At 72.3% G+C, this 22719-nt stretch carries 20 protein-coding genes and 1 riboswitch; of the genes, 11 read left to right on the top strand and 9 right to left on the bottom strand.

Features of this window, described 5'->3' with window-relative positions:
• Positions 1-213 precede the first annotated feature (213 nt).
• Positions 214-1233 carry a GNAT family N-acetyltransferase gene (locus DLJ59_RS10440; protein ID WP_124772302.1) on the top strand — a complete coding sequence of 340 codons (1020 nt, stop codon included), beginning with the start codon at positions 214-216 and terminating at the stop codon, positions 1231-1233.
• Positions 1234-1284: 51 nt separating this feature from the next.
• The gene (gene paaN / locus DLJ59_RS10435; protein WP_208648619.1) at positions 1285-2958 is read left to right on the top strand and encodes a phenylacetic acid degradation protein PaaN; all 1674 of its coding nucleotides are present in this window, start codon (positions 1285-1287) and stop codon (positions 2956-2958) included.
• Positions 2959-3128: 170 nt separating this feature from the next.
• Here paaN and DLJ59_RS10430 read toward each other — a convergent pair whose 3' ends face one another.
• Positions 3129-3659: a GNAT family N-acetyltransferase gene (locus DLJ59_RS10430; RefSeq protein ID WP_124772300.1), complete on the bottom strand. Its 531-nt coding sequence runs from the start codon at positions 3657-3659 to the stop codon at positions 3129-3131.
• A 200-nt stretch (positions 3660-3859) separates the two neighbouring features.
• On the opposite strand from DLJ59_RS10430, the gene DLJ59_RS10425 reads away from it, so the two are divergent.
• From DLJ59_RS10425 to groL, 3 genes are all read left to right on the top strand, one after another.
• A complete protein-coding gene (locus DLJ59_RS10425) occupies positions 3860-4063 on the top strand; it encodes a cold-shock protein (protein WP_124772299.1) in 204 nt (67 codons plus the stop codon).
• Between the two features lie 96 nt (positions 4064-4159).
• Positions 4160-5335: a YciC family protein gene (locus DLJ59_RS10420; RefSeq protein WP_124772298.1), complete on the top strand. Its 1176-nt coding sequence runs from the start codon at positions 4160-4162 to the stop codon at positions 5333-5335.
• A gap of 272 nt (positions 5336-5607) precedes the next feature.
• Positions 5608-7230 carry a chaperonin GroEL gene (gene groL, locus DLJ59_RS10415; RefSeq protein ID WP_124772297.1) on the top strand — a complete coding sequence of 541 codons (1623 nt, stop codon included), beginning with the start codon at positions 5608-5610 and terminating at the stop codon, positions 7228-7230.
• A gap of 56 nt (positions 7231-7286) precedes the next feature.
• On the opposite strand, the gene DLJ59_RS10410 is transcribed toward groL, so the two are convergent.
• The 3 genes from DLJ59_RS10410 to DLJ59_RS10400 all read right to left on the bottom strand — a co-directional run bounded on the left by DLJ59_RS10410 (position 7287) and on the right by DLJ59_RS10400 (position 11168).
• Positions 7287-7535, bottom strand: a complete 249-nt coding sequence (locus DLJ59_RS10410) for a hypothetical protein (RefSeq protein ID WP_124772296.1) — start codon at positions 7533-7535, stop codon at positions 7287-7289.
• Positions 7536-7613: 78 nt separating this feature from the next.
• Entirely contained in the window at positions 7614-8546 is a 933-nt protein-coding gene (locus DLJ59_RS10405) for a GNAT family N-acetyltransferase (RefSeq protein ID WP_124772295.1), read from the bottom strand.
• Between the two features lie 57 nt (positions 8547-8603).
• Entirely contained in the window at positions 8604-11168 is a 2565-nt protein-coding gene (locus tag DLJ59_RS10400; RefSeq protein ID WP_124772294.1) for a S8 family serine peptidase, read from the bottom strand.
• Between the two features lie 228 nt (positions 11169-11396).
• Here DLJ59_RS10400 and DLJ59_RS10395 point away from each other — a divergent pair, with 228 nt between their 5' ends.
• The gene (locus tag DLJ59_RS10395; RefSeq protein WP_124772350.1) at positions 11397-13214 is read left to right on the top strand and encodes a glycerol-3-phosphate dehydrogenase/oxidase; all 1818 of its coding nucleotides are present in this window, start codon (positions 11397-11399) and stop codon (positions 13212-13214) included.
• Positions 13215-13302: 88 nt separating this feature from the next.
• The gene (locus DLJ59_RS10390) at positions 13303-13839 is read left to right on the top strand and encodes a hypothetical protein (RefSeq protein ID WP_124772293.1); all 537 of its coding nucleotides are present in this window, start codon (positions 13303-13305) and stop codon (positions 13837-13839) included.
• A 10-nt stretch (positions 13840-13849) separates the two neighbouring features.
• Here DLJ59_RS10390 and DLJ59_RS10385 read toward each other — a convergent pair whose 3' ends face one another.
• Positions 13850-15253, bottom strand: coding sequence for an FAD-binding oxidoreductase (locus DLJ59_RS10385; protein WP_124772292.1), 1404 nt, complete (start codon positions 15251-15253; stop codon positions 13850-13852).
• Between the two features lie 68 nt (positions 15254-15321).
• Between DLJ59_RS10385 and DLJ59_RS10380 the strand changes: the two genes are divergently transcribed.
• On the top strand, positions 15322-15606 hold the full coding sequence (locus tag DLJ59_RS10380; protein WP_124772291.1) for a DUF4031 domain-containing protein: 285 nt from the start codon (positions 15322-15324) through the stop codon (positions 15604-15606).
• On the opposite strand, the gene DLJ59_RS10375 is transcribed toward DLJ59_RS10380, so the two are convergent.
• Positions 15578-16234 (bottom strand): HD domain-containing protein, encoded by a 657-nt coding sequence (locus DLJ59_RS10375; RefSeq protein ID WP_244235946.1) that lies wholly within the window; start codon positions 16232-16234, stop codon positions 15578-15580. The two genes, DLJ59_RS10380 and DLJ59_RS10375, sit on opposite strands and share 29 nt — an antisense overlap.
• 106 nt (positions 16235-16340) lie before the next feature.
• On the opposite strand from DLJ59_RS10375, the gene DLJ59_RS10370 reads away from it, so the two are divergent.
• Positions 16341-17576 (top strand): FUSC family protein, encoded by a 1236-nt coding sequence (locus tag DLJ59_RS10370; protein ID WP_124772289.1) that lies wholly within the window; start codon positions 16341-16343, stop codon positions 17574-17576.
• A 23-nt stretch (positions 17577-17599) separates the two neighbouring features.
• On the opposite strand, the gene DLJ59_RS10365 is transcribed toward DLJ59_RS10370, so the two are convergent.
• Positions 17600-18898 carry an aminotransferase class V-fold PLP-dependent enzyme gene (locus DLJ59_RS10365; protein WP_425271408.1) on the bottom strand — a complete coding sequence of 433 codons (1299 nt, stop codon included), beginning with the start codon at positions 18896-18898 and terminating at the stop codon, positions 17600-17602.
• An 8-nt stretch (positions 18899-18906) separates the two neighbouring features.
• Positions 18907-19027: riboswitch (SAM riboswitch) on the bottom strand.
• A 23-nt stretch (positions 19028-19050) separates the two neighbouring features.
• On the opposite strand from DLJ59_RS10365, the gene DLJ59_RS10360 reads away from it, so the two are divergent.
• A complete protein-coding gene (locus DLJ59_RS10360; RefSeq protein ID WP_124772287.1) occupies positions 19051-20541 on the top strand; it encodes a PrsW family intramembrane metalloprotease in 1491 nt (496 codons plus the stop codon).
• A gap of 63 nt (positions 20542-20604) precedes the next feature.
• Here DLJ59_RS10360 and DLJ59_RS36575 read toward each other — a convergent pair whose 3' ends face one another.
• Both DLJ59_RS36575 and DLJ59_RS10355 read right to left on the bottom strand, forming a co-directional pair.
• On the bottom strand, positions 20605-20772 hold the full coding sequence (locus DLJ59_RS36575; RefSeq protein WP_167337262.1) for a hypothetical protein: 168 nt from the start codon (positions 20770-20772) through the stop codon (positions 20605-20607).
• Positions 20773-20865: 93 nt separating this feature from the next.
• Positions 20866-21204 carry a GroES family chaperonin gene (locus tag DLJ59_RS10355; protein ID WP_030327790.1) on the bottom strand — a complete coding sequence of 113 codons (339 nt, stop codon included), beginning with the start codon at positions 21202-21204 and terminating at the stop codon, positions 20866-20868.
• A 160-nt stretch (positions 21205-21364) separates the two neighbouring features.
• Here DLJ59_RS10355 and DLJ59_RS10350 point away from each other — a divergent pair.
• Positions 21365-22719 (top strand): AI-2E family transporter (locus DLJ59_RS10350; RefSeq protein WP_425271407.1); only part of this gene is annotated, 1355 nt, incomplete at its 3' end.

Here is a 22719-nt window from a genome sequence, read left to right as displayed (position 1 = left end):
CGGTGAGTGTGGAAAACCCGCCGCTACGGACTTGACGGCAGGAACCGGACGGCGCAAGATGCTCCGTGCGGGAGGGCATTTCGCCGAAGACTTTTGAAGTTCTTGCGACCCAACGCCGGAGGCGTTGTGCGAGTGTCCCTCCCGACCACGTTCGATCGGGCCAGCGATTAATTCGCTGGCCCGATCGCTTTTCTCGGGTGCACGCTCACCGGCATGAGCATCACGATCGCGTCGTTCGACGGCGCTGACCGGACCGCGGTCGACGAGGCGTACCGGATCGGGTCGGCGGCCAACGACGCCGATCTGCCGGACTTCCCGCCCTCCTGTCGGCGCCGCTTCGACGCGCTGTTCCACACGCCGATGCCCGGCACCCGGTCACTCTGGGCGCTGGCCCGACTGGACGGCGTGCCGGCCGGCTACCTCCAACTGGACCTACCGCAGCTCGACAACACCGACAACGCCACCGTCGAGCTGCTGGTGCATCCGGAGCTGCGGCGTCGCGGCGTCGGCCGGGCCCTGCACGAGTACGGGGTGCGCCTGCTCCGCGAACACGGCCGCAAGCGGGCTGTGGGGATGGCCGTCTCCGCGCTGCCCGGCGGGCCGGCCCGAAGCGTGGCCGGTGACGCGTTCGCCGCCGCGACCGGAGCCCAGCCCGCCCTCGCCGAGGTGCGCCGCCGGCTCGACGTCAGCAAGATTGACCGGGTCGCGCTACGGGCGGCGCTCGCCGAGGCGCGCCCGCGGGCCGAGGGCTACCAGTCGGTCTGCTGGCAGGGGCCGACCCCGCAGGAGTACGTCGCCGACGTCGCCTACCTCGACGGCCGGCTGCTGATGGACGCGCCAATGGGCGACGTGCAGTGGGAGCCGGAGCAGGTGGACGCCGAGCGCATCCGTGGCAACGACCGGGCGCTGGACGCCCGGGGTCGGCGGCGCTACCACCTCGGGATGCGCCACGAGGAGTCCGGTCGCCTGGTCGCCTGGACGCTGCTGGACGTGGGCGCCTCCGCCGACTGGCACGCGTACCAGCAGATCACCATCGTCGACCCGGCCCACCGTGGGCACCGGCTCGGCCTCATCGCCAAGGCGGAGAACCTGCACCACCTGCTCACCCACGAGCCGGCGGTACGGGTCATCGACACCTGGAACGCGGCCAGCAACAGCTACATGGTGGCGATCAACGAGCAGCTCGGCTTCCGCCCGGTGGACTCCTGGACCGACTGGCAGCTCACGCTCTGAGCGGCGATCGGCGCTACTGCTCGGGGGCGGGACTCAGGCATGATGGCGGGCATGACGGAGACCCCGCATCCCCTGTACGACAGGCACGCCGACACCCTCAACCGTGCGCTGACCGCGATCACGGAGCGGGGCTACTGGTCCGCCTACCCTGAATCCCCCAGCCCCCGGGTGTACGGCGAGACCGCCGCCGCCGACGGCAAGGCCGCCTTCGAGGCGTACCTCGGTGGTGACTTCCCGCTCGACCAGCCCGGCAGCGGCGCTCGGGCCGCCACCGAGACGAGCCCCTTCGGGGTGGAGTTGGCGGTGCGGTACCCGCACGCCGGCACCGGTGAGCTGGTCGACGCCGCCTCCGCCGCGCTGCCGGCGTGGCGTGACGCCGGCCCGCAGGCCCGGGTGGGCGTCTGCCTGGAGATCCTCGACCGGCTGCACAAGCACATCTTCGAGCTGGCCAACGCTGTGCAGTTCACCAGCGGGCAGGCGTTCGTGATGGCCTTCCAGGCCGGTGGCGCGCACGCGCTGGACCGGGCGCTGGAAGCCCTGGCGTACGCGTACGCCGAGATGACCCGGCACCCGGGAACGGCGGGCTGGGAGAAGGCCGCCGGTAAGGGTGACCCGCTGCGGATGATCAAGACGTTCCATGTGGTGCCGCGTGGGGTGGCGCTGGTGATCGGCTGCAACACGTTCCCGACCTGGAACTCGTACCCCGGGCTGTTCGCCTCGCTGGTCACCGGCAACCCGGTGATCGTCAAGCCGCACCCGCGCGCGGTGCTACCGCTGGCCATCACCGTGAAGTACGCCCGGGAGGTGCTCGCCGAGGCCGGGTTCGACCCGAACCTGATCATGCTGGCGGCGGAGGCGCCCGGTGAGAAGCTCGCCAGCGACCTGGCGCTGCACCGCTCTGTGAAGATCGTCGACTTCACCGGCTCCACCGAGTACGGCGACTGGCTGGAGACGCACGCCCGGCAGGCATCGGTCTACACGGAGAAGGCCGGGCTGAACACCGTCGTCATCGACTCCACCGACGACTTCGCCGGCATGTGCCGCAACCTCGGTTTCACGCTGACCCTCTACAGCGGGCAGATGTGCACCACCTCGCAGAACATCCTCATCCCGGCCGGCGGCATCGAAACCGACCAGGGGCACAAGAGCTTCGACGAGGTGGCCGGCGGGATCGCCGCCGCGGTCGGCAAGCTCACCGCCGACCCGGCCCGAGGCGTGGAGCTGACCGGCGCCATCGTCAACGACGGGGTGCTGGAGCGGCTGGCCGAGGTGACCAAGGTCGGCGAGCCGGTGCTGGAGTCGCGCGCCGTGGCCCACCCGTCGTACGCCGACGCGGTGGTGCGTACCCCGACGATCGTGAAGTTGGGCGCGGACGACGCGGAGACGTACGGCCGGGAGTGGTTCGGGCCGATCTCGTTCGCCATCGCGACCGACTCCACAGCGCACAGCCTGGAGCTGCTGCGTCGGACGGTCGGCGAGAAGGGCGCGCTCACCGCCGGGGTCTACTCCACCGAAGAGGCGGTGCTGGACGCGGCCGAGGCGGTGGCGGTCGAGGTCGGGGTGCACCTGTCCTGCAACCTCACCGGCGGTGTCTTCGTCAACCAGTCGGCGGCGTTCTCCGACTTCCACGGCAGTGGAGCCAACGCGGCGGCCAACTCGGCGCTGACGGACGGGGCTTACGTGGCGAACCGGTTCCGGATCGTGCAGTCTCGGCGGCACGTGTAGCGGTTGCGGTTGGGGTTTCCGGGGCAGCCCGACCCGCTCCGGGCGGTCAGGCTTGATCCCTGCGCGGGTCGGGCTGCCCCGGAAACCCTGACGTGGACACTGTTGTCGCTGACGCGTCCGGCCTTGGGACATCACCGGGGTTCGTTCTGCCTTGGGATGAGTTCTTGGGTTTAGGCGGTTTTGCGCATTTGCAGCTCGGTGAGGGCGGGGACGGTGGGGTGGGGGACGCGTACGCCGGTGTCCTTGAAGCCCAGGCGCTGGTAGGCGCGGTAGGCGCGGTCGTTGCCGACCACCACCTCCAGCAGCAGCTCCGGTCGGCCACAGGCGCGCGACCAGGCGGCCACCCCGTCGATCAGCTCGCCGAGCAGCCCGCCGCCGCGCCAGCGCGGCGTGACGTACACGGCGTAGATCACTGTCAGCCCGGGTTCGTTCGGGGCGGTGGTCCCGCCGGCGTGCCCGACCAGCCGGCTACCCGGGTCGGCGATGAACTGGGCGTTACTGGAACCGGCTGAGGTGTAGGCGACCCGGGCGGCGAACTCGTTGTGCGGCCGGGCCGCCGCGTCCGCCAGGGTCTCCAGGAAGGCCAACGGCGCGTCGGCCAGCATCTCCAGGCGCAGCGCCCGCATCCGGGCGGCGTCCTCCGGCCGGACCCGGCGGATCTCCGCGAGCCGCAGGGCCGCTGAGCCCATGTCGGTGGTCATGTCCGCATGCCTACCACAGGAGATGGACGCCCCGCAGGGTGTCCGGTTTGTGGCCGTGCGCGGCCGTCACACCTCGTGTAGCGTGCGATTTCGGTCACTGATTCAATGGCGGTCATCGATCGCTGAGTCGGTGGTCCGGGGCGCCCGGCTGCGCCGTGCGCCGGGTCAGGCAAGGCCGTGCTGAGTAAGGGAAGTGCACCGTGGCACAGGGCACCGTGAAGTGGTTCAACGCCGAAAAGGGCTATGGCTTCATTGCCGTCGACGGCGGTCAGGACGTGTTCGTCCACTTCTCCGCGATCGAGATGGACGGTTACAAGGCGCTGGACGACGGCCAGCGGGTCGAGTTCGAGATCTCCCAGGGTCAGAAGGGCCCGCAGGCCGAGCACGTACGCGTCACCGGCTGAGCTTTCGGGCCGATCGGCCCCGGTGAGTCGGGGCTGCGGCAGGGGCGTGCAGCCGGGAAGATCGTGAACCGTTCCAGCCGATGCTGAGGAGCGTTCATGACCGACCTGCCGCCCCCGCCCACTCCGTCCTCCGGGTCGGGGGAGCCGGACCCGTCCTCGCCCGCCGGCAGCCCCGGCCACTCCGGTCCGCAGCCCGGTTGGGAGCCGGGCCCGGCTGGCCCGCAGCACGGCTGGGGGTCGGACCCGTCCTCGGCTGGCCCGCCGCCCGGTGGGGATCCCACCCAGGGTGTCTGGGGTGCTGCCCCGCCGCCACAGGGCTGGGCGTTCCCGCCCACCGGGGGCTACCCGCCCGGGCCGGGCCCCTACGGCGGCCAGCCGTGGTATCCGGGGCCGCCGCCCGGCTGGTATCCGCCGGGCTACGGGTTCGACCCGAACGACGCCCTGGTCACGCCGCCCGGCGCCGGCCTCGGTGGCTGGTTCAACAGGTGCGGGGGAGCGTTGCGCCGGGGCTGGCGGCAGTTGGTGCCGATCATGTTGCTCACCCAGGTGCTGCCGGCGGCGGTGCTCTCGGTGATCTCCCTCGGGCTGGACCCGTCGGCGAAGTGGGCCGCCCAGGCCGAGTCGAATCCGAGCCCGGCGCTGCCGGACAACTTCGCCGTCGATCTGCTGAGCCTGCTGGTCGTGCTGGTCGGCGGCAGCCTGCTGGTCGGGTTGGTGCAGGCCGTCGGCTGGGCCGCCGGCACCAGGGTGATCACCCAACAGGCTGCCGGTCAGCCGGTCAGCCTGGAGTCGGCGCTGCGCTACGGCCTGCGTCGGGCACTCGGGCTGTGGGGCTGGACCCTGCTGATCAGTCTGCTGATCGGCGTTGGCCTCTGCTTCTGCGTGCTGCCGGGCATCTACCTGGCCTTCGCGCTGAGCATGGCCGGACCGGTCTACCTCTTCGAGCGCCACAATCCACTGGGCCGAGCGTTCCGGATGTTCCACGACCGGCTGGGCCTGCTGCTCGGCCGGGTCGCCCTGGTGGTCCTGGCGGTGATCGTCGGCACCATGATCCCCGGCGCCCTGGAAGGGGTGGGCACCTCCGCGTTCGGAACGGATCCGTTCACCTCGGCGGGCACCGCCGCCGGTGCGGTGGTGGTGATCGGGGTCACCTCCGTGCTGACCCTGCCGGCCCACCTGGCCCAGTTGATCGGTCTGCTGGTGACGTACGCCGAGCAGCGGGCCCATGAGGCGCCGGTGAACACCGCTGGACTGGCTGCGGAACTCGGCTGAGCGGCGGCATCGTGCTTGCACTCGGCAGGGGAGAGTGCTAAACAAGTCATTGGCACTCGCATACCGTGAGTGCCAATGGTCGGGACGGTGGGGCCAGGTTGCACCGGCGTGGAGACGCCGGGGTGACACATGGCCGGTCGTCGCGGGCTATCCGGCCCGGCCGAAGGACGTCGTCGTCGCCAGGTGGCGACGTCCCAAGGTGCGTACACCAGGCGGCCCATCCGGGGCACACATCTCGGGTGGCCCGTGAGTGTCCAGGAGGACAACGCCGTATGGCCAAGATGATCGCGTTCGACGAAGAGGCGCGCCGCGGCCTCGAGCGGGGCATGAACCAGCTCGCCGACGCCGTAAAGGTGACCCTCGGCCCCAAGGGCCGCAACGTCGTGCTCGAGAAGAAGTGGGGTGCCCCCACCATCACCAACGATGGTGTGAGCATCGCCAAGGAGATCGAGCTCGAGGACCCGTACGAGAAGATCGGCGCTGAGCTGGTCAAGGAGGTCGCCAAGAAGACCGACGACGTTGCCGGTGACGGCACGACGACGGCGACCGTCCTGGCCCAGGCCCTGGTTCGCGAGGGCCTGCGCAACGTGGCCGCTGGCGCCAACCCGATGGCCCTGAAGCGGGGCATCGAGGCTGCGGTCGCGAGCGTCTCGGAGGAGCTGTCCAAGCTCGCCAAGGACGTCGAGACCAAGGAGCAGATCGCCTCCACCGCCTCCATCTCCGCTGGCGACAGCACCGTCGGCGAGATCATCGCCGAGGCGATGGACAAGGTCGGCAAGGAAGGCGTCATCACCGTCGAGGAGAGCAACACCTTCGGGCTGGAGCTGGAGCTCACCGAGGGTATGCGCTTCGACAAGGGCTACATCTCGGCCTACTTCATGACCGACCCGGAGCGTATGGAGGCCGTCTTCGACGACCCGTACATCCTGATCGCCAACAGCAAGATCTCGTCGGTGAAGGACCTGCTCCCGATCCTGGAGAAGGTCATGCAGTCGGGCAAGCCGCTGCTGATCATCGCCGAGGACCTGGAGGGCGAGGCCCTCGCCACCCTGGTGGTCAACAAGGTCCGTGGCACCTTCAAGTCGGTCGCCGTCAAGGCGCCGGGCTTCGGTGACCGCCGCAAGGCCATGCTGACCGACATCGCCATCCTCGCCGGTGGCCAGGTCATCAGCGAGGAGGTCGGCCTCAAGCTCGATGCCGCCAGCGTTGACATGCTGGGCCGCGCCCGCAAGGTCGTGGTGACCAAGGACGAGACCACCATCGTCGACGGTGCCGGTGACGCCGAGCAGATCCAGGGCCGGGTCAACCAGATCCGGGCCGAGATTGACAAGAGCGACTCCGACTACGACCGGGAGAAGCTGCAGGAGCGGCTGGCCAAGCTGGCCGGCGGCGTTGCGGTGATCAAGGTCGGCGCGGCCACCGAGGTCGAGCTCAAGGAGCGCAAGCACCGCATCGAGGACGCCGTTCGCAACGCGAAGGCCGCCGTCGAGGAGGGCATCGTCCCGGGTGGTGGCGTCGCGCTGGTGCAGGCCGGCAAGACCGCCTTCGACAAGCTCGACCTGGTCGGCGACGAGGCGACCGGTGCGAACATCGTCAAGGTCGCGCTGGACGCCCCGCTGCGGCAGATCGCCGTCAACGCCGGCCTTGAGGGCGGCGTCGTGGTGGAGAAGGTCCGTAACCTCGAAGCGGGTCACGGTCTCAACGCCGCCAACGGCGAGTACGTCGACCTGCTGGCCGCGGGCATCATCGACCCGGCCAAGGTGACGCGCTCGGCGCTGCAGAACGCCGCTTCCATCGCGGCGCTCTTCCTCACCACCGAGGCTGTTGTCGCGGACAAGCCGGAGAAGACCCCGGCTGCCCCGGCTGGCCCGGGTGGCGGGGAAATGGACTTCTGAGTCCAGTTCCGACACCGAACGGGGCGGGCCGCTGACGCGGTCCGCCCCGTTCGTCGTCAGGTCGGTAGGGGGCGCTGGTTGCGCCGTTTCTGTGCCCGGTTGTACGGCGGAAGCAGTTGGATCGGCGCGTCCACCATCTCCTGCGGCTCCTCGGTCACCGACGACTCGCCGTCGGTGGTCATCTCGGCCAGTTGCTCGGCGTCGCCGTAGTCGAGCCGGTCGAACGGCAGTTGGCCGGGGAGTTCACCCACCGGTTTCCAGGTGATCGGCGGGCCGTCCTCGGTCTGGTTGTCATCCGTGGTCATGGCTGCCTCCTCTACCGAAACGGTAGGGGGCGTCGATGGCCGATGCGGGCGAATGGATCTACGTCCTGTTTGCCCCGGTTAGGTGGTCGGTAGCACTCGCCGGTACAGGAAAAAGACCCGCTCGATCCGCGCACCCGCGCTGCCCGAATAGAACGGCACCGGCCCCACCCAGCCAATCTCGGCCCGGTCCAGCCCCGCCGCCCGCTGGTCGCGCAGACAACGCCGCAACAGCACCCCGCCGATACCCGACCCCTCCGCGGCCGGCGCGGTGCCCATCGGCCCGAACCAACTCGGCCGGGACGACCCGTACGCGGCGAAGCCGAGCACCTCGCCGTCCCGCTCCGCCAGGTGGCAACCGGCGTCGGCACGCCCGACCGACCCGGCCAACTCGCCATCCCACGTACCGCCGAAGGTGGACCGGGCGAACGCCGTCAACGCCGGCAGGTCCGCCGGCTCCGCCCGGCGTACGGTGACGCCCTGGCCGGCCAGCCGCCGCTCGCCCGCCTCGGTGGACCGCAGTGCCGGCGACCCGTCGTACGACAGGTCCGCGGTCATGTTCCAGGCGGTCCGGTCCTGCTGGTAACCGATCGCGAGGGCGGCGCAGACCGCCGGCGTGTAGCGGACGTCGATGCCCGGCCACGCGTAGTACGGCGGATTTCCGGCCAGCAGCACCTCGGTCGCCCCGCGCTCGGCGAGCACCCGCTCGGCCCGCCGGAGCAGTGCCCGGCCGACGCCCTGACGCCGCTGATCAGGCAGGACCGCGACCAGGTCCACGTGCCCGATCCCCGGCTCGGCCGACGACATCGAGCAGATCAACGCCCCGACCAGGTCCGCACCCCGGTACGCGCCGAGCCCGACCACCGGCCGGTCGGCGGCCCGGGGCCAGAGCACGTCCACGATGGAAGCCGCCTCGGCGGCGTCCTCGGGTAGGTCGAGAGCCTGCTGGCAGAGCTGGACGACGCTGGGGACCAGGTCGGCGGTCAGCTCGGTGACGGTGATCTCGGCGTCCATGGTCGCCGACCATAGATCACCCGTTGTCGGATCGCACCCCCGCCCGTGAGGCGTCGACTACTGCTGGGCGGCGCGAACCGCGGCGTACGCGTCGACCTGGCCGGCGCCGGTCACGTTCGACGGGCCACCGCAGGCGTCGGAGGGGCTGTCGGAGCGATAGGTGGGCGTCGCCGCCGTGGCGGTGTCCCGAAGGATCTGCCGGGTCCGGTTCACGTCGCCGACCAGCGCCGGGTTCGCCGACCACATCAGCGCGACCACCCCGGCCACCTGTGGGGTCGCCATCGACGTGCCGTCCAGCGCGGCGTACGTGCCGCCCGGCATGGCCGACACCACCCCCACCCCCGGTGCCAGTACGTCCGGCTTGCCCGAGCCGCCCGGCACCGGCCCGCGCGAGGAGAACTCCGCGACCCGCCGCTGGGCGTCCACCGCGCCGACGGTCAGCACGTCCGTGTACGGGGCTGGCGGGTCGTCGATCGAACCGCACCACGGGCCGGTGTTGCCGGCCGCGGCCACCACGAAGATGCCGGCGGCGTCCAGTGCGGCGGTGGCCGGTCGCAGGACCCGCTGGTCGCAACCCTCGATGGGTGGGCAGCCCCACGAGTTGGTCAGCACCTGCGGGGCGCGCTCCGGACGGCCGTCGGTGAACGGGTCGCCGCCGGTCGGAAAGGGCGCCAACATGAACTGGAGGCAGTCCAGGTAGTGCCCGGGGCTGCCGAGGTTGCGGTCCAGGTTGACGCAGCCCACCCACTTCGCGTCCGGTGCCACTCCGATGCCGTCCCGCCCGACCGCGCTGCCCACCGTGTGGGTGCCGTGCCCGCCCTGGTCGGTCGGGCTCCGGGTGTCATCCCACGGGTCGTACCACGAGTCGTCTCCACCACGGAACCCGGCTCGTAGCGCCGGATGGGTGCCGTCCACCCCCGAGTCGGAGCTGCCGACCACGATGCCCGCGCCGGTGACCCGCAGTTGGGACCACACCCGGTCGGCCCCGATCTGGCGAATGTTCCACTCCGGGCCGGTGGGCTTGGGCGCGCTGCCCCGGCTCTGCCCGGCCGGGGCCGGCAGCGGGCGTAGGCGCTGGCTGACCAGCACCCGGGCCACCTCCGGTCGGCCGGCGAGCCAGGCTCGCACCGCCGGGCCGCCGTCCACCTCGACCGCGTTGACCAGGTAGTACGACACCGGGTCGAGTCGAAGGCGATTCAACCCGCGCAGCAGGTCGCCCTGGCTCTGCTCGGCTGTCCGGACGAGCCGCCGGTAGACCTCCGTCGCGCGGGTGTCCCGCCCGGCCTGACCCGGCGCGCCGGCCGGAAGATCGCTCAGGTCGGCCTGCGCGCGCAGCACCACGAACAGTCGTTCGCCGTACAGGCCCGGCTGGCCGGGGCCGAGGTCGACCACGCCGAACGCCACCAGCAGCACCACGGCCGCCACCGCGGCGACCCGCCTGTCCGGGGTGCGTGCCGTCGGGCGGGCGAGCAGCACCGCGTACCCGATGGCGACCAGGACCGCGACGGCGAGCCCGACGCCGGCGGCGGCCGCCACCCAGAACGGGACGTCCCGGGTGCCGACCAGCAACAGGGTGATCTCTTCCGGGTCGGTGAAGGCAAACGGGCCGAGCGCGGCCAGGCCCACGAGCCAACCGCTCGCCGTTCGGCCCGCACGCCTGGCCTCGGCCGGGTCGGCGGTGGGTCGCCAGGCCGCCGCCCAGAGCGCGGCCAGCGCGAAACCCACCGGCGGCACTGTCAGCAGCGCGGGTAGCTGCGCGCCGGACTGGCCGGACCCGGCCGCAAGCAGCAGCAGCGCCACCCCGGCGACCAGGCCGCCGACCAGCACCAGCCGAGCCGGCCGGGGCGGTCGACCAACCGCGAACGCCGACCAGAAGGGGGCATCCAGCAGAGTCGCGGCCAGCACCCCCAGCGCGGCCGCCGCCAGCAGCGCCAGTGCGGTCTCCAGGAGGCCGCCGAGCGCGCCCAACCAGGCCCACGGCAGCAACAGCGCCAACCCGGCGGCGACCGCGAGCAACGGCACCGGGCCGGGCCGGCGCACCCGCCGTCCGACCGGCTGCGGGCCCTCGCCAGCCCTCGAAGCGGCGTCGGCGCTCGACCCCGGGCCTCCGACGGCCTCGGCTCGGGCGGCGTCACCGCTCACTGCCGCACCACCACCGCTGCCGTCGGCGGCCGTCGACGCGGTGGCGTCGGGCGGGGTGCCGACATTCGAACCCGACGAGCGGCGCACGGCGAGCGCGCTGAGCAGCGCCACGCCGGCCAGCCCGGCGAGGTACGCCTCGTGATGCACTGGCGGCACGACCCGCAGCAGGGTGAGCGCCCCGAGGGCGAGTGCCCCGATCAGCCAGGCTCGCCCGGTGGCCCGGACCGCGGCCGACCGGGGTAGCACGGCCAGCAGCGCGGCGGGCGTGCCGACCAGCACGACGGTGGCCAGGCCGAGCACCGGCCAGAGCCAGCCGAGTCGGTCCCGCCCGAAGCCCAGCAGCACCTGATCGGTGAGCCAGCCACCGGTCTGGGTGCCCACGGTGACCGCGACAGTCCAGCAGCCGACCAGTACGGCCGCGACCGCCGGCCAGGGGGACGTTCGAGCGCTGACTACGTGGTGCGGGGGCTGACCTTGCATCCGAGAACCTTACGACCACGACGACGACTTTCGACCCGACTGCCGGCCCACGGCTCGACCGAAAGAGCAACCAGCCGACGACCCCCACCGGGGTCCGCCCCGAGCTGATCGACGGGCGCGATCCGCCCCGAGGTGGTGGTAGCGAGATGTGAAGGTCCTCCCGGGGCGGGCGGCGAAATGTCGACACGGTGGCACGGCGGTTACGGTGGACGGGTGCGCGACCCCAATATCTCCCGATCCGTCGCCGGCCAGCTCTCACCGGTCCGCCGTGCGTCCGACCTGCGTCGACTGCGTGCCGAGCGCTTCGACGTGCTGGTCATCGGTGGTGGGGTGACCGGCGCCGGTGCCGCCCTGGACGCGGCGTCCCGCGGCCTGAAGGTGGCGCTGGTCGAGGCCCGTGACCTCGCGGCGGGCACCTCCAGCCGGTCCAGCAAACTCATCCACGGTGGCCTGCGCTACCTGGAGCAGTTGGAGTTCCACCTGGTCCACGAGGCGCTCACCGAGCGGGGCCTGTTGGCCACCCGGCTGGCGCCGCACCTGGTACGCCCGGTGCCGATCATGGTGCCGCTGCCGGCCGGGCGGGGCCTGCGGGACCTGCCGGCGCGGGTCTTCCGCCGTTCGTACTACGGCGCCGGGGTGGCCGCCTACGACGCCTTCGCGGGGGTCTTCGGCGGTGGCCGGGGCATGCCGCTGCACCGTCACCTGACCCGGGAGGGTGCCCGGCGGATCTTCCCCAGTCTGCGGGCCGACGCGCTGGCCGGGGCCATCCGCTATTACGACGGGCAGGTCGACGACGCCCGGCTGGTGGTCACCCTGGCCCGCACCGCGGCCAGCCTCGGGGCCACGGTCGTGAGCAGCGCCCGCGCCGTCGGGCTGATCCGGCAGGCGCGCGAGGTGACCGGGGTCCGCGTCCGGGACCTGGAAGCTTCGCCCGGCTCGCCGGACGCGGAGTTCGAGGTGCAGGCCCGTACCGTCATCGCCGCCACCGGGGTGTGGAGCGACGACATGTCGCGGATGCTCAACGACGTGGGCCTGCGGCCCGGCGTCCGGGTGCGCGCCTCCAAGGGGGTGCACCTGGTGGTGCCCCGCTCGGCGATCACCGGCGAGACGGGGCTCATCCTGCGTACCGCGAGTTCGGTGCTCTTCGTCATCCCGTGGGGCGGGCACTGGATCATTGGCACGACGGACACCGACTGGCGGTTGGACCGCTCCCACCCGGCCGCCTCGGCCCGTGACATCGACTACCTCCTCCAGCAGGTCAACACCGTGCTGGACCGGCCGCTGACCACCGCCGACATCGAGGGGGTGTACGCCGGGCTGCGGCCGCTGCTGGCCGGCGAGGCCGACTCGACCTCGAAGCTCTCCCGTGAGCACGCGGTCTTCGAGCCGATGCTCGGGCTGCTGCTGGTCGCCGGCGGCAAGTACACGACGTACCGGGTGATGGCGTCCGACGTGGTCGACCGGGCCGCTCGCCGGCTCGGTGGGGCCCGCCAGTCGCGCACCGCCGACCTGCCGCTGCTCGGCGCCGACGGGTACCCGGCGATGTGGCGGGACCGGGCCGACCTGGCTCGCCGGCACGGCGTGCCGGTGGGCGTGGTGGAGCACCTGCTGGAGCGGTACGGCACCCTCACCCTGGACCTGCTGGCGCTGGTGGACGCCGATCCACTGCTGGCGTCGCCGCTGGCCGGTGCTCCGGAGTACCTGGCGGCGGAGGTCGCCTACGCGGCGCGGGCCGAGGGTGCGCTGCACCTGGAGGACGTGCTGACCCGGCGGACCCGGATCTCGTTCGAGACCAGCCACCGGGGGCTGGAGTCGGCGGAGCACACCGCCGAGCTGATGGGGGCGGTGCTCGGGTGGGATGCGGCCACCCGGGCGCGCGAGGTCGAGCACTACCGCGCCCGGGTGGAGGCGGAGCGGCAGTCCCAGTTGATGCCGGACGACGCGGCGGCGGACGCTGCCCGGCTGGGTGCTCCGGACGTCCGGGGTTACGCGGCTGACCGGGGTGGCGACGACGATCAGGCGGAGCTGCGCCCGTCCGCTAGGTGACGAATTGCGACGTTACCAATGGGTAACTATCGATACCAGCCCGGATGGTGGTTTCGGACGCTACCTACGGTGGGGTAGGTTTCCGCGCGTGCAACCCCGCGCGCGCCCTCGTCTGCTCGTATCCCTGCTCGCCGTCGCGCTCGCCGCCACCCTGACCGGGTGCTCGCTCTTCGACCAGGACAAGCCGAGCGACCCGGTGGCGCAACCGACCGCCGGCACAGCGGGTGGCGGAACGCAGCTGGAGATCCCCACCACGGTCGCCGCCGGTCAGGTCAGCCTGCTCCAGCGGCTCGGCGAGGACGGGCCGATGCGCACGCTGAGCGTCGAGCGCAACGGCGCGTGGCAATGCGTCGACTGCGCCGGCGACGGTGTGACCTCCCGGGGCACCCTCGCACCCGAACTGACCGAACGGCTCCAGGTGCTGCTCGCCAACCCGGCGCTGGCCGACGAGACCGATCAGGCCCGCCGGTACCGCACCACCTGCATCGACGCGCTGACGTCCAGCCTCATCACCTCGACCGGGCTGATCACCTCACAGGACTGCCCGGGTGAGGAGCTCACGCCCGTCGCCGGGGAGATCCTCCTGCTGCTGACCCAGGCGACCCCTGCCGAGGTCAAGGGTTGACCGCAGCCGGTCAGAGCACCTTGCCCGGGTTGAGCAGGCCGGCCGGGTCGAGCGCCGACTTGATCGCCTGATGCACCCGGACGCCGACCGGCCCGATCTCCCGGGCCAGCCAGTCCCGCTTGAGCAGCCCCACCCCGTGCTCGCCGGTGCACGTGCCGCCCAGATCCAGGCCGAGCCGCATGATCTCGTCGAAGGCCCGTCGGCCGCGCGCCACGCTCGCCGCGTCGGCCCGGTCGACCACGATGTTCGGATGCATGTTGCCGTCCCCGGCGTGCCCCACCACGCCGATCGGCACCTCGCACTCGGCCGCGACCCGGGCGACCCCGTCCAGGAGCGCGGCGAGTGCGCCGCGCGGCACCGCCACATCGTCGATCACCAGGCCGCCGTTACCGCCCGGGTAGGCGTCGGCCGCGAACTTCTCCATCGCCGGGTGGGCCAACCGGCGAGCCTGGAGCAGCGCCGCCGCCTCCACCGCGTCGGTGGCCGCGTACACCTCGTCGGCACCGACGGCCTCGCACACCTCAGCCAGCACGGCCAGGTCTTCCGCCGCCCGGGTGCCGGTGTCGGCGGCGGCCAGCAGCAGGGCCTGCGCGTCGGTCCGCAACCCCATCGGCTGGTACGCCTCGATCGCCCGTAGGTGGGTCTGGTCCAGCAACTCCAGCAGGCTGGGGGTGAGCCCGCGAGCCGCGATCTCGGCCACCGCCGCGCCGGCCGCTGAGATGGATCCGAAGACCGCCACCAGGGTCAGCGAGTCAGCCGGGGCGGGGCGCAGCGCCACGGTCACCTCGGTGATCACGCCGAGGGTGCCCTCCGAGCCGACGAACAGCCGGGTCAGGTCGTAGCCGGCCACTCCCTTGGCCGTACGCCGCCCGGTGCGCAGCACCTCGCCGGAGGCGAGCACCACCTCCAGGCCGAGCACGTACTCGGTGGTCACGCCGTACTTGACACAGCACATGCCGCCGGCGTTGGTGGCCACGTTGCCGCCGATCGTGGAGGACTCCCAGGAGCCGGGGTCCGGCGGGTACCAGAGGCCCTGTTTGGCCACCGCCCCGGCCAGCGCCGCGTTGACCACCCCCGGTTGGACCACCGCGATCCGGCTCACCGAATCGATCTCCCGGATCTCGTTCATCGCGACGGTGCTGAGCACCACCGCGCCGTCCACCGCGTTCGCCGCGCCGGCCAGCCCGGTCCGCGCGCCCTGCGGCACCACCGGTACGCCGTGCCGTGCCGCGGCCTGGACCACGGCGACCACCTGCTCGGTGTTGCGCGGGCGGGTCACCACCAACGGGATGCCGGCGGCACACAGGTCGGCCTCGTCGCGCTGGTGCATCCGCAGCAGGTCCGGGTCGGTGAGCACGGCGTCGGCACCCAGCGCGGCGCGCAGGTCGTCGAGGAGCGCGGCGGTGGGGGCCATGCAGCCGAGGTTAGGTCGCCGACCGGCGATCATCAACATGATCGACTCGGCGGGATAGCTTGTGCGTCATGCTCTACCTGGACCGGCCGGCCTGGCCGTGGCGCGGTCGACTCTGGTCGCACCTGATCAGTGACCTCTCGTACGCCGAACTGCACGCCTTCGCCGAGACGCTCGGCGCACCCCGGCGCGGATTCGACCGAGACCACTACGACCTTCCGGCCGACCGGTTCGAGGCGGCGGTGTGGCTTGGCGCACAGGTGGTGCCGAGCCGGGAGCTGGTCCAGTTGCTCCACACCGCCGGCCTGCGTCGCCCGAAGCACCTGGTCAGCCCGCGTTCTTCGGCTCTCCGCTGAGCGCGGCCAGTTCGCGGCGCACGTTGTACCGGGCGGGCTCTTCCCACCGGGTCGCCAGCGGCGGCAGCCGGAACAGCGCGGGCAGCGCCAGCAGGCCGGTCAACACCGCGGCCCGCCCAGCCCGGAAGGCCGGTTCCGGCACATGGGCGTACTCCTGGCGGATCGCCGCCGCGTACCGCTCGTAGTGGGCCGGCGGCGCCGCCAGCACGGCCAGGTCCGCATCGCAGAGCAGCGCGCCGTCCCGGTCGTCCTCCGCCACCGAGTGCCCGGCGGTGAGCAGCACCAGCCGGCGTACCTCGGTCACCGTGGACGTCGGCACCCCGAGCCCGGTGAGCACGCTCCCGGCCAGGGCCGCGCTGTCCCGTTCGTTGGCGTCGCCAGCGGCCCGGGGGTCGTAGACCGCGTCGTGGAACCAGGCCGCCAGGCGGACCACGTCGGCCCGACCGGCCAGGTCGGCGTGCTGGTCGACCAGATCGAGCACCACCGTCAAATGGGCCAGGGTGTGATAGTGCCGGTGCGGTTCCCGCCACCGGGCGATCACCATCTCCCCGGCCCGGGTCGTATCCGGATCGGGCCTCGCGCCGGCATCCCGGGTCGCCGCCCGCCACCGGTCCAGCAGATCAACCACCGCCCGAGTCTGCCGCATCCGACCGCGACACGCGGGACGGAAGGATTCAGCGAGCCCACCACGGGTAGTCGCGCCCATGGCCGTGGCCCGGGACAAGCGACCTCGGATGATGCGACGTACCGCGCTGCGTGCAGGGCTGGTGGACATCGACGGCGCGCGGATCGCCGAAGCCACCCAAGAGCTGCGCCATCGCGGTCGGGCCACCCTGCACGACCGGCTGCACCGGGTACGGATGGCCGGTGGGCTCGCGGTGCAGGCCGGGCTGGCTGCGGGGATCGCGTACCTGATCTCGCACAAGTTGCTCGGCAACCCGCAACCGGTCTTCGCGCCGATCTCCGCGGTCGGCACCCTGGCCGCCTCGGTCGGCCAGCGGTTCCGCCGGACCGTGGAGCTGATCGCCGGGGTCGGCATCGGGGTGGCGATCGGCGACTTCCTGATCTACCTGCTCGGCACCGGGGCATGGCAGCTCGGGCTGGTGGTCACGGTGGCGATCCTGTTCACGATCTTCGCGGGGGCGAGCGTGGCGATCGTCATCCAGGCGGCGGCCACGGCGGTGCTGATCGTCACGCTCAGCCCGTCCACCCAGAACCTGGAGATCCCTCGCTTCGTCGACGCGTTCCTCGGCGGTGGGGTCGCGCTGCTGGTGACGGCGGTGCTGCTGCCACTGAACCCACTCCGAGTGATCAACCGGGCGGCCCGGCCCGCCCTGGACCTGCTCGCCGCCCAGCTCGACGCCACCGCCGACGGGCTGCGCAACCGGGACCGCGCCAGCATCCAGGCCGCACTGGACCGTTTGCGCAACAACAAGGAGGAGTTGGCCAACCTTTCCGAGGCGATCGAGGGCGCAAAGGAGACGGCCACCCTCTCTCCGGCCCGCTGGCACCGCCGCAGCGAGCTGATCCACTACGCGGAGGCGGCCGACCCGATCGACCGGGCGATGCGCAACAGCGGCACGCTGATCCGCCGGTCCGTCACCCTTATCGAGGACGAGGAACCGGTGCCCGATCCGATGCCGGACGCGATCGGCCACCTCGCCGAGTCGGTCCGGCTGCTCAAGCACGAGTTCGCCGCCGGCGAGGAGCCGGAGAAGGCCCGGGAACGGTCGCTGCGGGCGGTCAGCGAGGCCGGTCGGGGGTACGGCGACGGGGTCGGCTTCTCCGGCAGCGTGGTGATCGCCCAGATCCGCACCACCGCGAGTGATCTGCTGGTCGCCTCCGGAATCGAGCAGGAGGAGGCGAACCGGTGGATCCGCACCGCCTTCGGCGAGCAGGAACGCCCGGTCGGTGAGCCCGCCGAACCCGGCGAGGCACCGAAGCCACCCACCGCCCCGCCGGTCGGCTGAGCGCGGGCCACCGCCGGCCGGCCTCAGCCCAGCTCGGCCAGCGCGGCGAGCAGCCGGTCCACCTGGGCGGCCGTGCTGCCCAGCCCGATGCTGGCGCGCAGCGCGGTGGGCGGCAGATCCCGCCGGCCGGTACGCCCCGCCGCCTCGCTGAGCAGCCGCCGGGCCAGCGGGTGGGCACAGAACAACCCGTCCCGTACGCCGATGTGGTGCTCGGCGGCCAGCCTCGTGGCCACCTCGGTGGAGTCCCATCCGGCGACCACGAACGAGACGATGCCGACCCGGGGCGCGTTCGGGCCGAAGGTGCGCAGCTCGACGACGTGCGGCAGGGCGGCGAGGCCGGTCCTCAGCCGGGCCAGTAGGGCCTGCTCGTGGGCGGCCAGCGCGGTCTGGTCGGCGTCGTCGAGGGCCGCGCACACCGCCGCCAGCGCCACCGCGCCGAGCAGGTTCGGGGTGCCACCCTCGTGTCGGGCCGGACCGGTCGCCCAGGTCACGTCGTGGGTGGCCGGCCCGACGTGGCTGGTGGCTCCACCGCCGGCCAGGTACGGCGGGGCGGCGTCCAGCCAGTCGGCTCGGCCGATCAGCACGCCCGCGCCGAACGGCGCGTACAGCTTGTGACCGGACACGGCCAGGTAGTCCACGTCGAGCGTGCGCAGGTCGACCGGGGCGTGCGGGGCGAGTTGCGCGGCGTCGAGCACGATCCGGGCACCGTGCCGGTGGGCCACCCGCGCCAGTTCGGCGACCGGCCACCGCTCACCGGTCACGTTGCTCGCACCGGTCACCGCGACCAGCACCGGCAGTGCCGGGCTGCTGCCCCGACGCAGCTCGGCGAGGGCGGCGGCGAGGTCGCGTACCGCCCCGTCGGGGTCGCTGGGCACCGGCAGTCGCACCGATCCGCGCGGCCAGGGCAGCAGGTTGGCGTGGTGCTCGGAGGCGAACGTGACGACCGTCGTACCGGCCGGCACGGCTCGCGCCAGCAGGTTGAGCGCGTCCGTCGTGTTGCGCGTGAAGATCACGTGATCGTCGGCGCGAACGCCGAAGAAGTCGCCGACCGTCTGCCGGGCCTGCTCGTACGCGAGGGTGCAGCGCCGCGACAGCGCTCCCGCTCCGCGATGCACGCTCGCGTACCAGGGCAGCAGCTCGGCCACCGCGTCGGCGGCGGCCCGCGCGCACGGCGCACTGGCCGCGTAGTCCAGGTTGATCTCACCGGGCACGCCGAGGACGTCGAGTGGCGCGGACGGCGCGGACGGCAGGGTGGGCAGCGCGGGAACGAGAGTGACGGACACGCCGGAACCTCCGGGGTCAGGGACCCCGGGGTGCGACATCGGGACGGGGTCCGCGCTTGCCCAGCACACCGATCGGGCTGGGCCCGGTCATCACCCGGGGCACCCCACCGCGAACTCGACGAGGGTTGCCGGCCAGCAAACCGGGGCTTGACGCTGGCGCTCGTGACCTGCCGGCAGCATAGCGGCTACCGATGCGACCGAACCAGCCGGCAGCGGATGGCTACGCTGACCGCATGGCCGACACCCCGCCCGGTTCACCGCTGCCGCCGTCGCCCCCCAGCCCGCCTGCGCCCGCCGTCCCGCCCGTGGGCGGGACGCCTCGGATGCCGCTGCGTCGGCTGGGCTGGCGGCGGTTTCTGGTGCTGGCCGGGGTGGTGCTGTTCATCGCGGCGTGCGCGGTGTTCATGGTCTTCACGCTCGGCCAGTCGCTCGGGGCGCAGGCCCTGCTGATCGGGGTGGTCGCCGCGATCCTGCCGGTACCGGTGCTGGTCGGCTGCTTCCTCTGGCTGGACCGGTACGAACCCGAGCCACTGAAGTATCTGATCTTCTGCTTCGCGTGGGGGGCGTTCGTCTCCACCGCCGCCTCACTCACCGTGAACGACTTCGCGGCCAACCGTTTCGCCGACTGGGGCCTTCCGTCAGCGCTGACCGGGGTGCTGGTGGCACCGTTCATCGAGGAGCTGACAAAGGCGCTGGGCCCGATCCTGCTGCTGGTGTTCCGCCGTCGTGAGTGGTCCGGGATCACCGACGGCCTGGTCTACTGCGGGCTCTCCGCGGTCGGCTTCGCGATGGTGGAGAACATCCTCTACCTGGGTGGGTTGGGGTTTGCGTCCGGCGCCGACCGCTACGGCCCGGCCACCGGCATCCAGCAGGTCATCGCGATCTTCATCCTGCGGATTCTGCTGTTCGGGTTCGCCCATCCCCTTTTCACCTCGATGACCGGTGTGGGGCTGGGTATCGCCTCCCGGACGGCCGATCGGCGCATCCGGGTGCTCGCCCCGATCGCCGGGCTGCTGCTGGCGATGATGCTGCACGGCACGTGGAATCTGCTGCCCACGCTGACCCAGGCCACCGGCGAGGCCATGATCATGCTGTACGGCTTCCTGGGCCTGATGGTGCCGGTCTTCTTCGGCACCGTGGGGCTGGCGCTGTGGCTGCGCGCCTGGGAGGGGCGCCTCACCGAGCGGGTCCTGCCCGACTACGTGCGCGCCGGTTGGCTCAGCCCGCCCGAGGTGGCCGCCCTGAGCAGTCTCGGCAGGCGGCACGCAGCCCGCAGTTGGGCGCGCCGGGTGGCCGGCGACGCCGGGGTGCGGGCGATGCGGGGTTACCAGTCCGCCGCCACCCGGCTGGCCCTGCTGCGCGACGGGACGCTGCGCGGTCTGGACCGCAAGCCCGCCGACCAGGAGCGGACCGCACGCGAGGAGCGGGAACTGCTGGACGCGATCAGCGCGTACCGGTCGTTCTTCGTCGGTCGGGACCCGCAGGCCCCGGTGGGGGTCTGGGACGGCAGCCGCTACCTGCTGCGGTTCCCGGACGGTACGCGGCGTCCGGTGGACGCGCCGGACGAGCCGGTGGTGCCGATCCCGGTGGTGCTGGCGCCCGCCCCGGCTCCCTTGGGGTACGCCGCGCCCGGCTGGCCCGGCCCGCGATCGGCGCCGCCCTGGCCGCCGACGCACCCCTGACGGCTGACGGCACCCGGCCGCCAGCTCAGGTCGGCGCCGAGCGGTTCAGGTCGGCGCAGCGGTTCAGGTCATCAGCGAGGTGAGGAAGTCACCGAGGCCCTGGAACATCGCGATCAACGCGGCTCCGATGGCCCGGAACATCTGCGCGGCGCCGTCCGGCCGGAAGGCCATGAAGTAGATCAGGAACGCGACACTGCCCCAGGTCAACAGCTTCTTCACGAATACCGGCATCGTCCCTCCCCAGGGCCACGGTCGCCGGATGGCTTCCCGTCGTGCGGCCGGGCAAACGGTGCGCGACGGTGCCTGGTGGCCGGGGGAGGTGCGTCAGAGGTAGAGGCCGGTCGAGTCGTTCTCGATCCGCTCGGCGGCGACAGCGTGCACGTCCCGCTCCCGCAGGAGCACGTAACCGCGGCCGTGCAGTTCGACCTCGGAGCGGTCGTCCGGGTCGAAGAGCACCCGGTCGCCGGAAACGATGGCGCGGACGTTCGGCCCCACCCCTACGGCGGTGGCCCAGGCGAGGCGCTTGCCGACCGCGGCGGTAGCCGGAATGACGATGCCAGCGGTGGAGCGGCGTTCGCCCTCGCTGCCCTCCATCCGTACCAGCACGCGGTCGTGCAGCAGGCGGATCGGCAGGCCGGCGTCGAGATCGTTGTCGGCGGTCACGCCGCAGACGCTACCGTGTGGGCCGATGGTGGCCCGCCGGTGGTTACGCCGGAGGTCGTCGGGGCATTGTGTCGCGGAACCCCCCTATGGTGTCGGGAACGGACGTATGCTGTCCGACCTGTCGCCCTGGGCGGGCCGGGTTCTCTGCCAGGAGGTGCGCTTGAGCCGCTTCGAGCGGGTACGCGGGCGGCTTCGCCGCGCCTACCAGTCACGACAGGAGTCGGCGCGGGCCGACGAGGGCGCAGTGAGTGACGCGCTGGACGACGCGTCGGCGGACGCCCGGGTGGCGTCGCCGGGCGTGCCGGGGCCGGCCGCGCCCTCGAACGCCATGGTCTACGGCGCGGAACCCCCGACGGACCTGCACAGCTCCACCTCCAGTCGGGACGACGCCGACGTTCCGCACGGGCTGCGCATCGCCGCCGCGTGGTGTTGGCGGCTGATCGTGATCGGCGTGGTGGCCTGGGCCCTGCTGCGGATCGTCGGCACGATCAAGATCGTGATCATCCCGCTGGCCATCGCGCTGCTGCTCTCCGCGCTGCTGGCCCCGGCGGTGGGCTGGCTGCTGCGGATCCGGTTCCCCCGGTCGCTGGCGACGGCGGTGGTGCTGGTCGGCGGCCTGGTCGCGGTGATCGGCACGCTGACGCTGGTGGTCAACGAGTTCATCCGGGGCGTACCGGAGCTGAGCCAGAAGTCGTCGGAGGGCGTCCGGCAGATCCAGAACTGGCTGAAGACGGGCCCGCTGCACCTCTCCGACACCCAACTCGACCGCTACATCGACGAGGCGCAGGTCTGGATCAACGGCAACACGTCGAAGTTCACCAGCGGCGCGCTGAGCACCGCCGCGACGCTGGCGGAGGTGCTGACCGGCACGCTGCTCGTGCTCTTCGCGACGTTCTTCTTCCTGCGCGACGGCAACCGGATCTGGCGCTTCCTGGTCCGGCTGCTGCCGGTGGCCGCCCGGTGGAAGGTCGACGACGCCGGCCGCGCGTCCTGGCACACGCTCGGTGCCTACGTGCGCGCCACGGTGCTGGTCGCCTTCATCGACGCGGTCGGCATCGGCATCTTCCTGGTCGCCTTCGACATCCCGTTCGCCTTCCCGCTGGCCGCGCTGGTCTTCCTCGGCGCGTTCATCCCGATCGTCGGTGCGGCGCTCTCCGGCGGCGTCGCGGTTCTGGTGGCCCTGGTCGACAGCGGCCCGCTCACCGCGCTGATCATCCTGGGCGCGGTGATCGTCGTGCAGCAGGTGGAGGGTCACATCCTCCAGCCGCTGATCATGGGCCGGGCGGTCGCCCTCCACCCGCTCGCGGTGATCATCGGTATCGCCGCCGGCGTCGTGCTCGCCGGCATCACCGGCGCGCTGGTGTCCGTGCCGCTCATCGCGGTGCTGAACACCCCGTTCGCCTTCCCGCTGGCCGCGCTGGTCTTCCTCGGCGCGTTCATCCCGATCGTCGGTGCGGCGCTCTCCGGCGGCGTCGCGGTTCTGGTGGCCCTGGTCGACAGCGGCCCGCTCACCGC

It is taken from the genome of Micromonospora inaquosa, assembly GCF_003857055.1.
Classification (GTDB): domain Bacteria; phylum Actinomycetota; class Actinomycetes; order Mycobacteriales; family Micromonosporaceae; genus Micromonospora; species Micromonospora inaquosa.
Note: the sequence above shows the minus strand (reverse complement) of the source record. Positions and strands in the feature narration are given on the sequence as shown.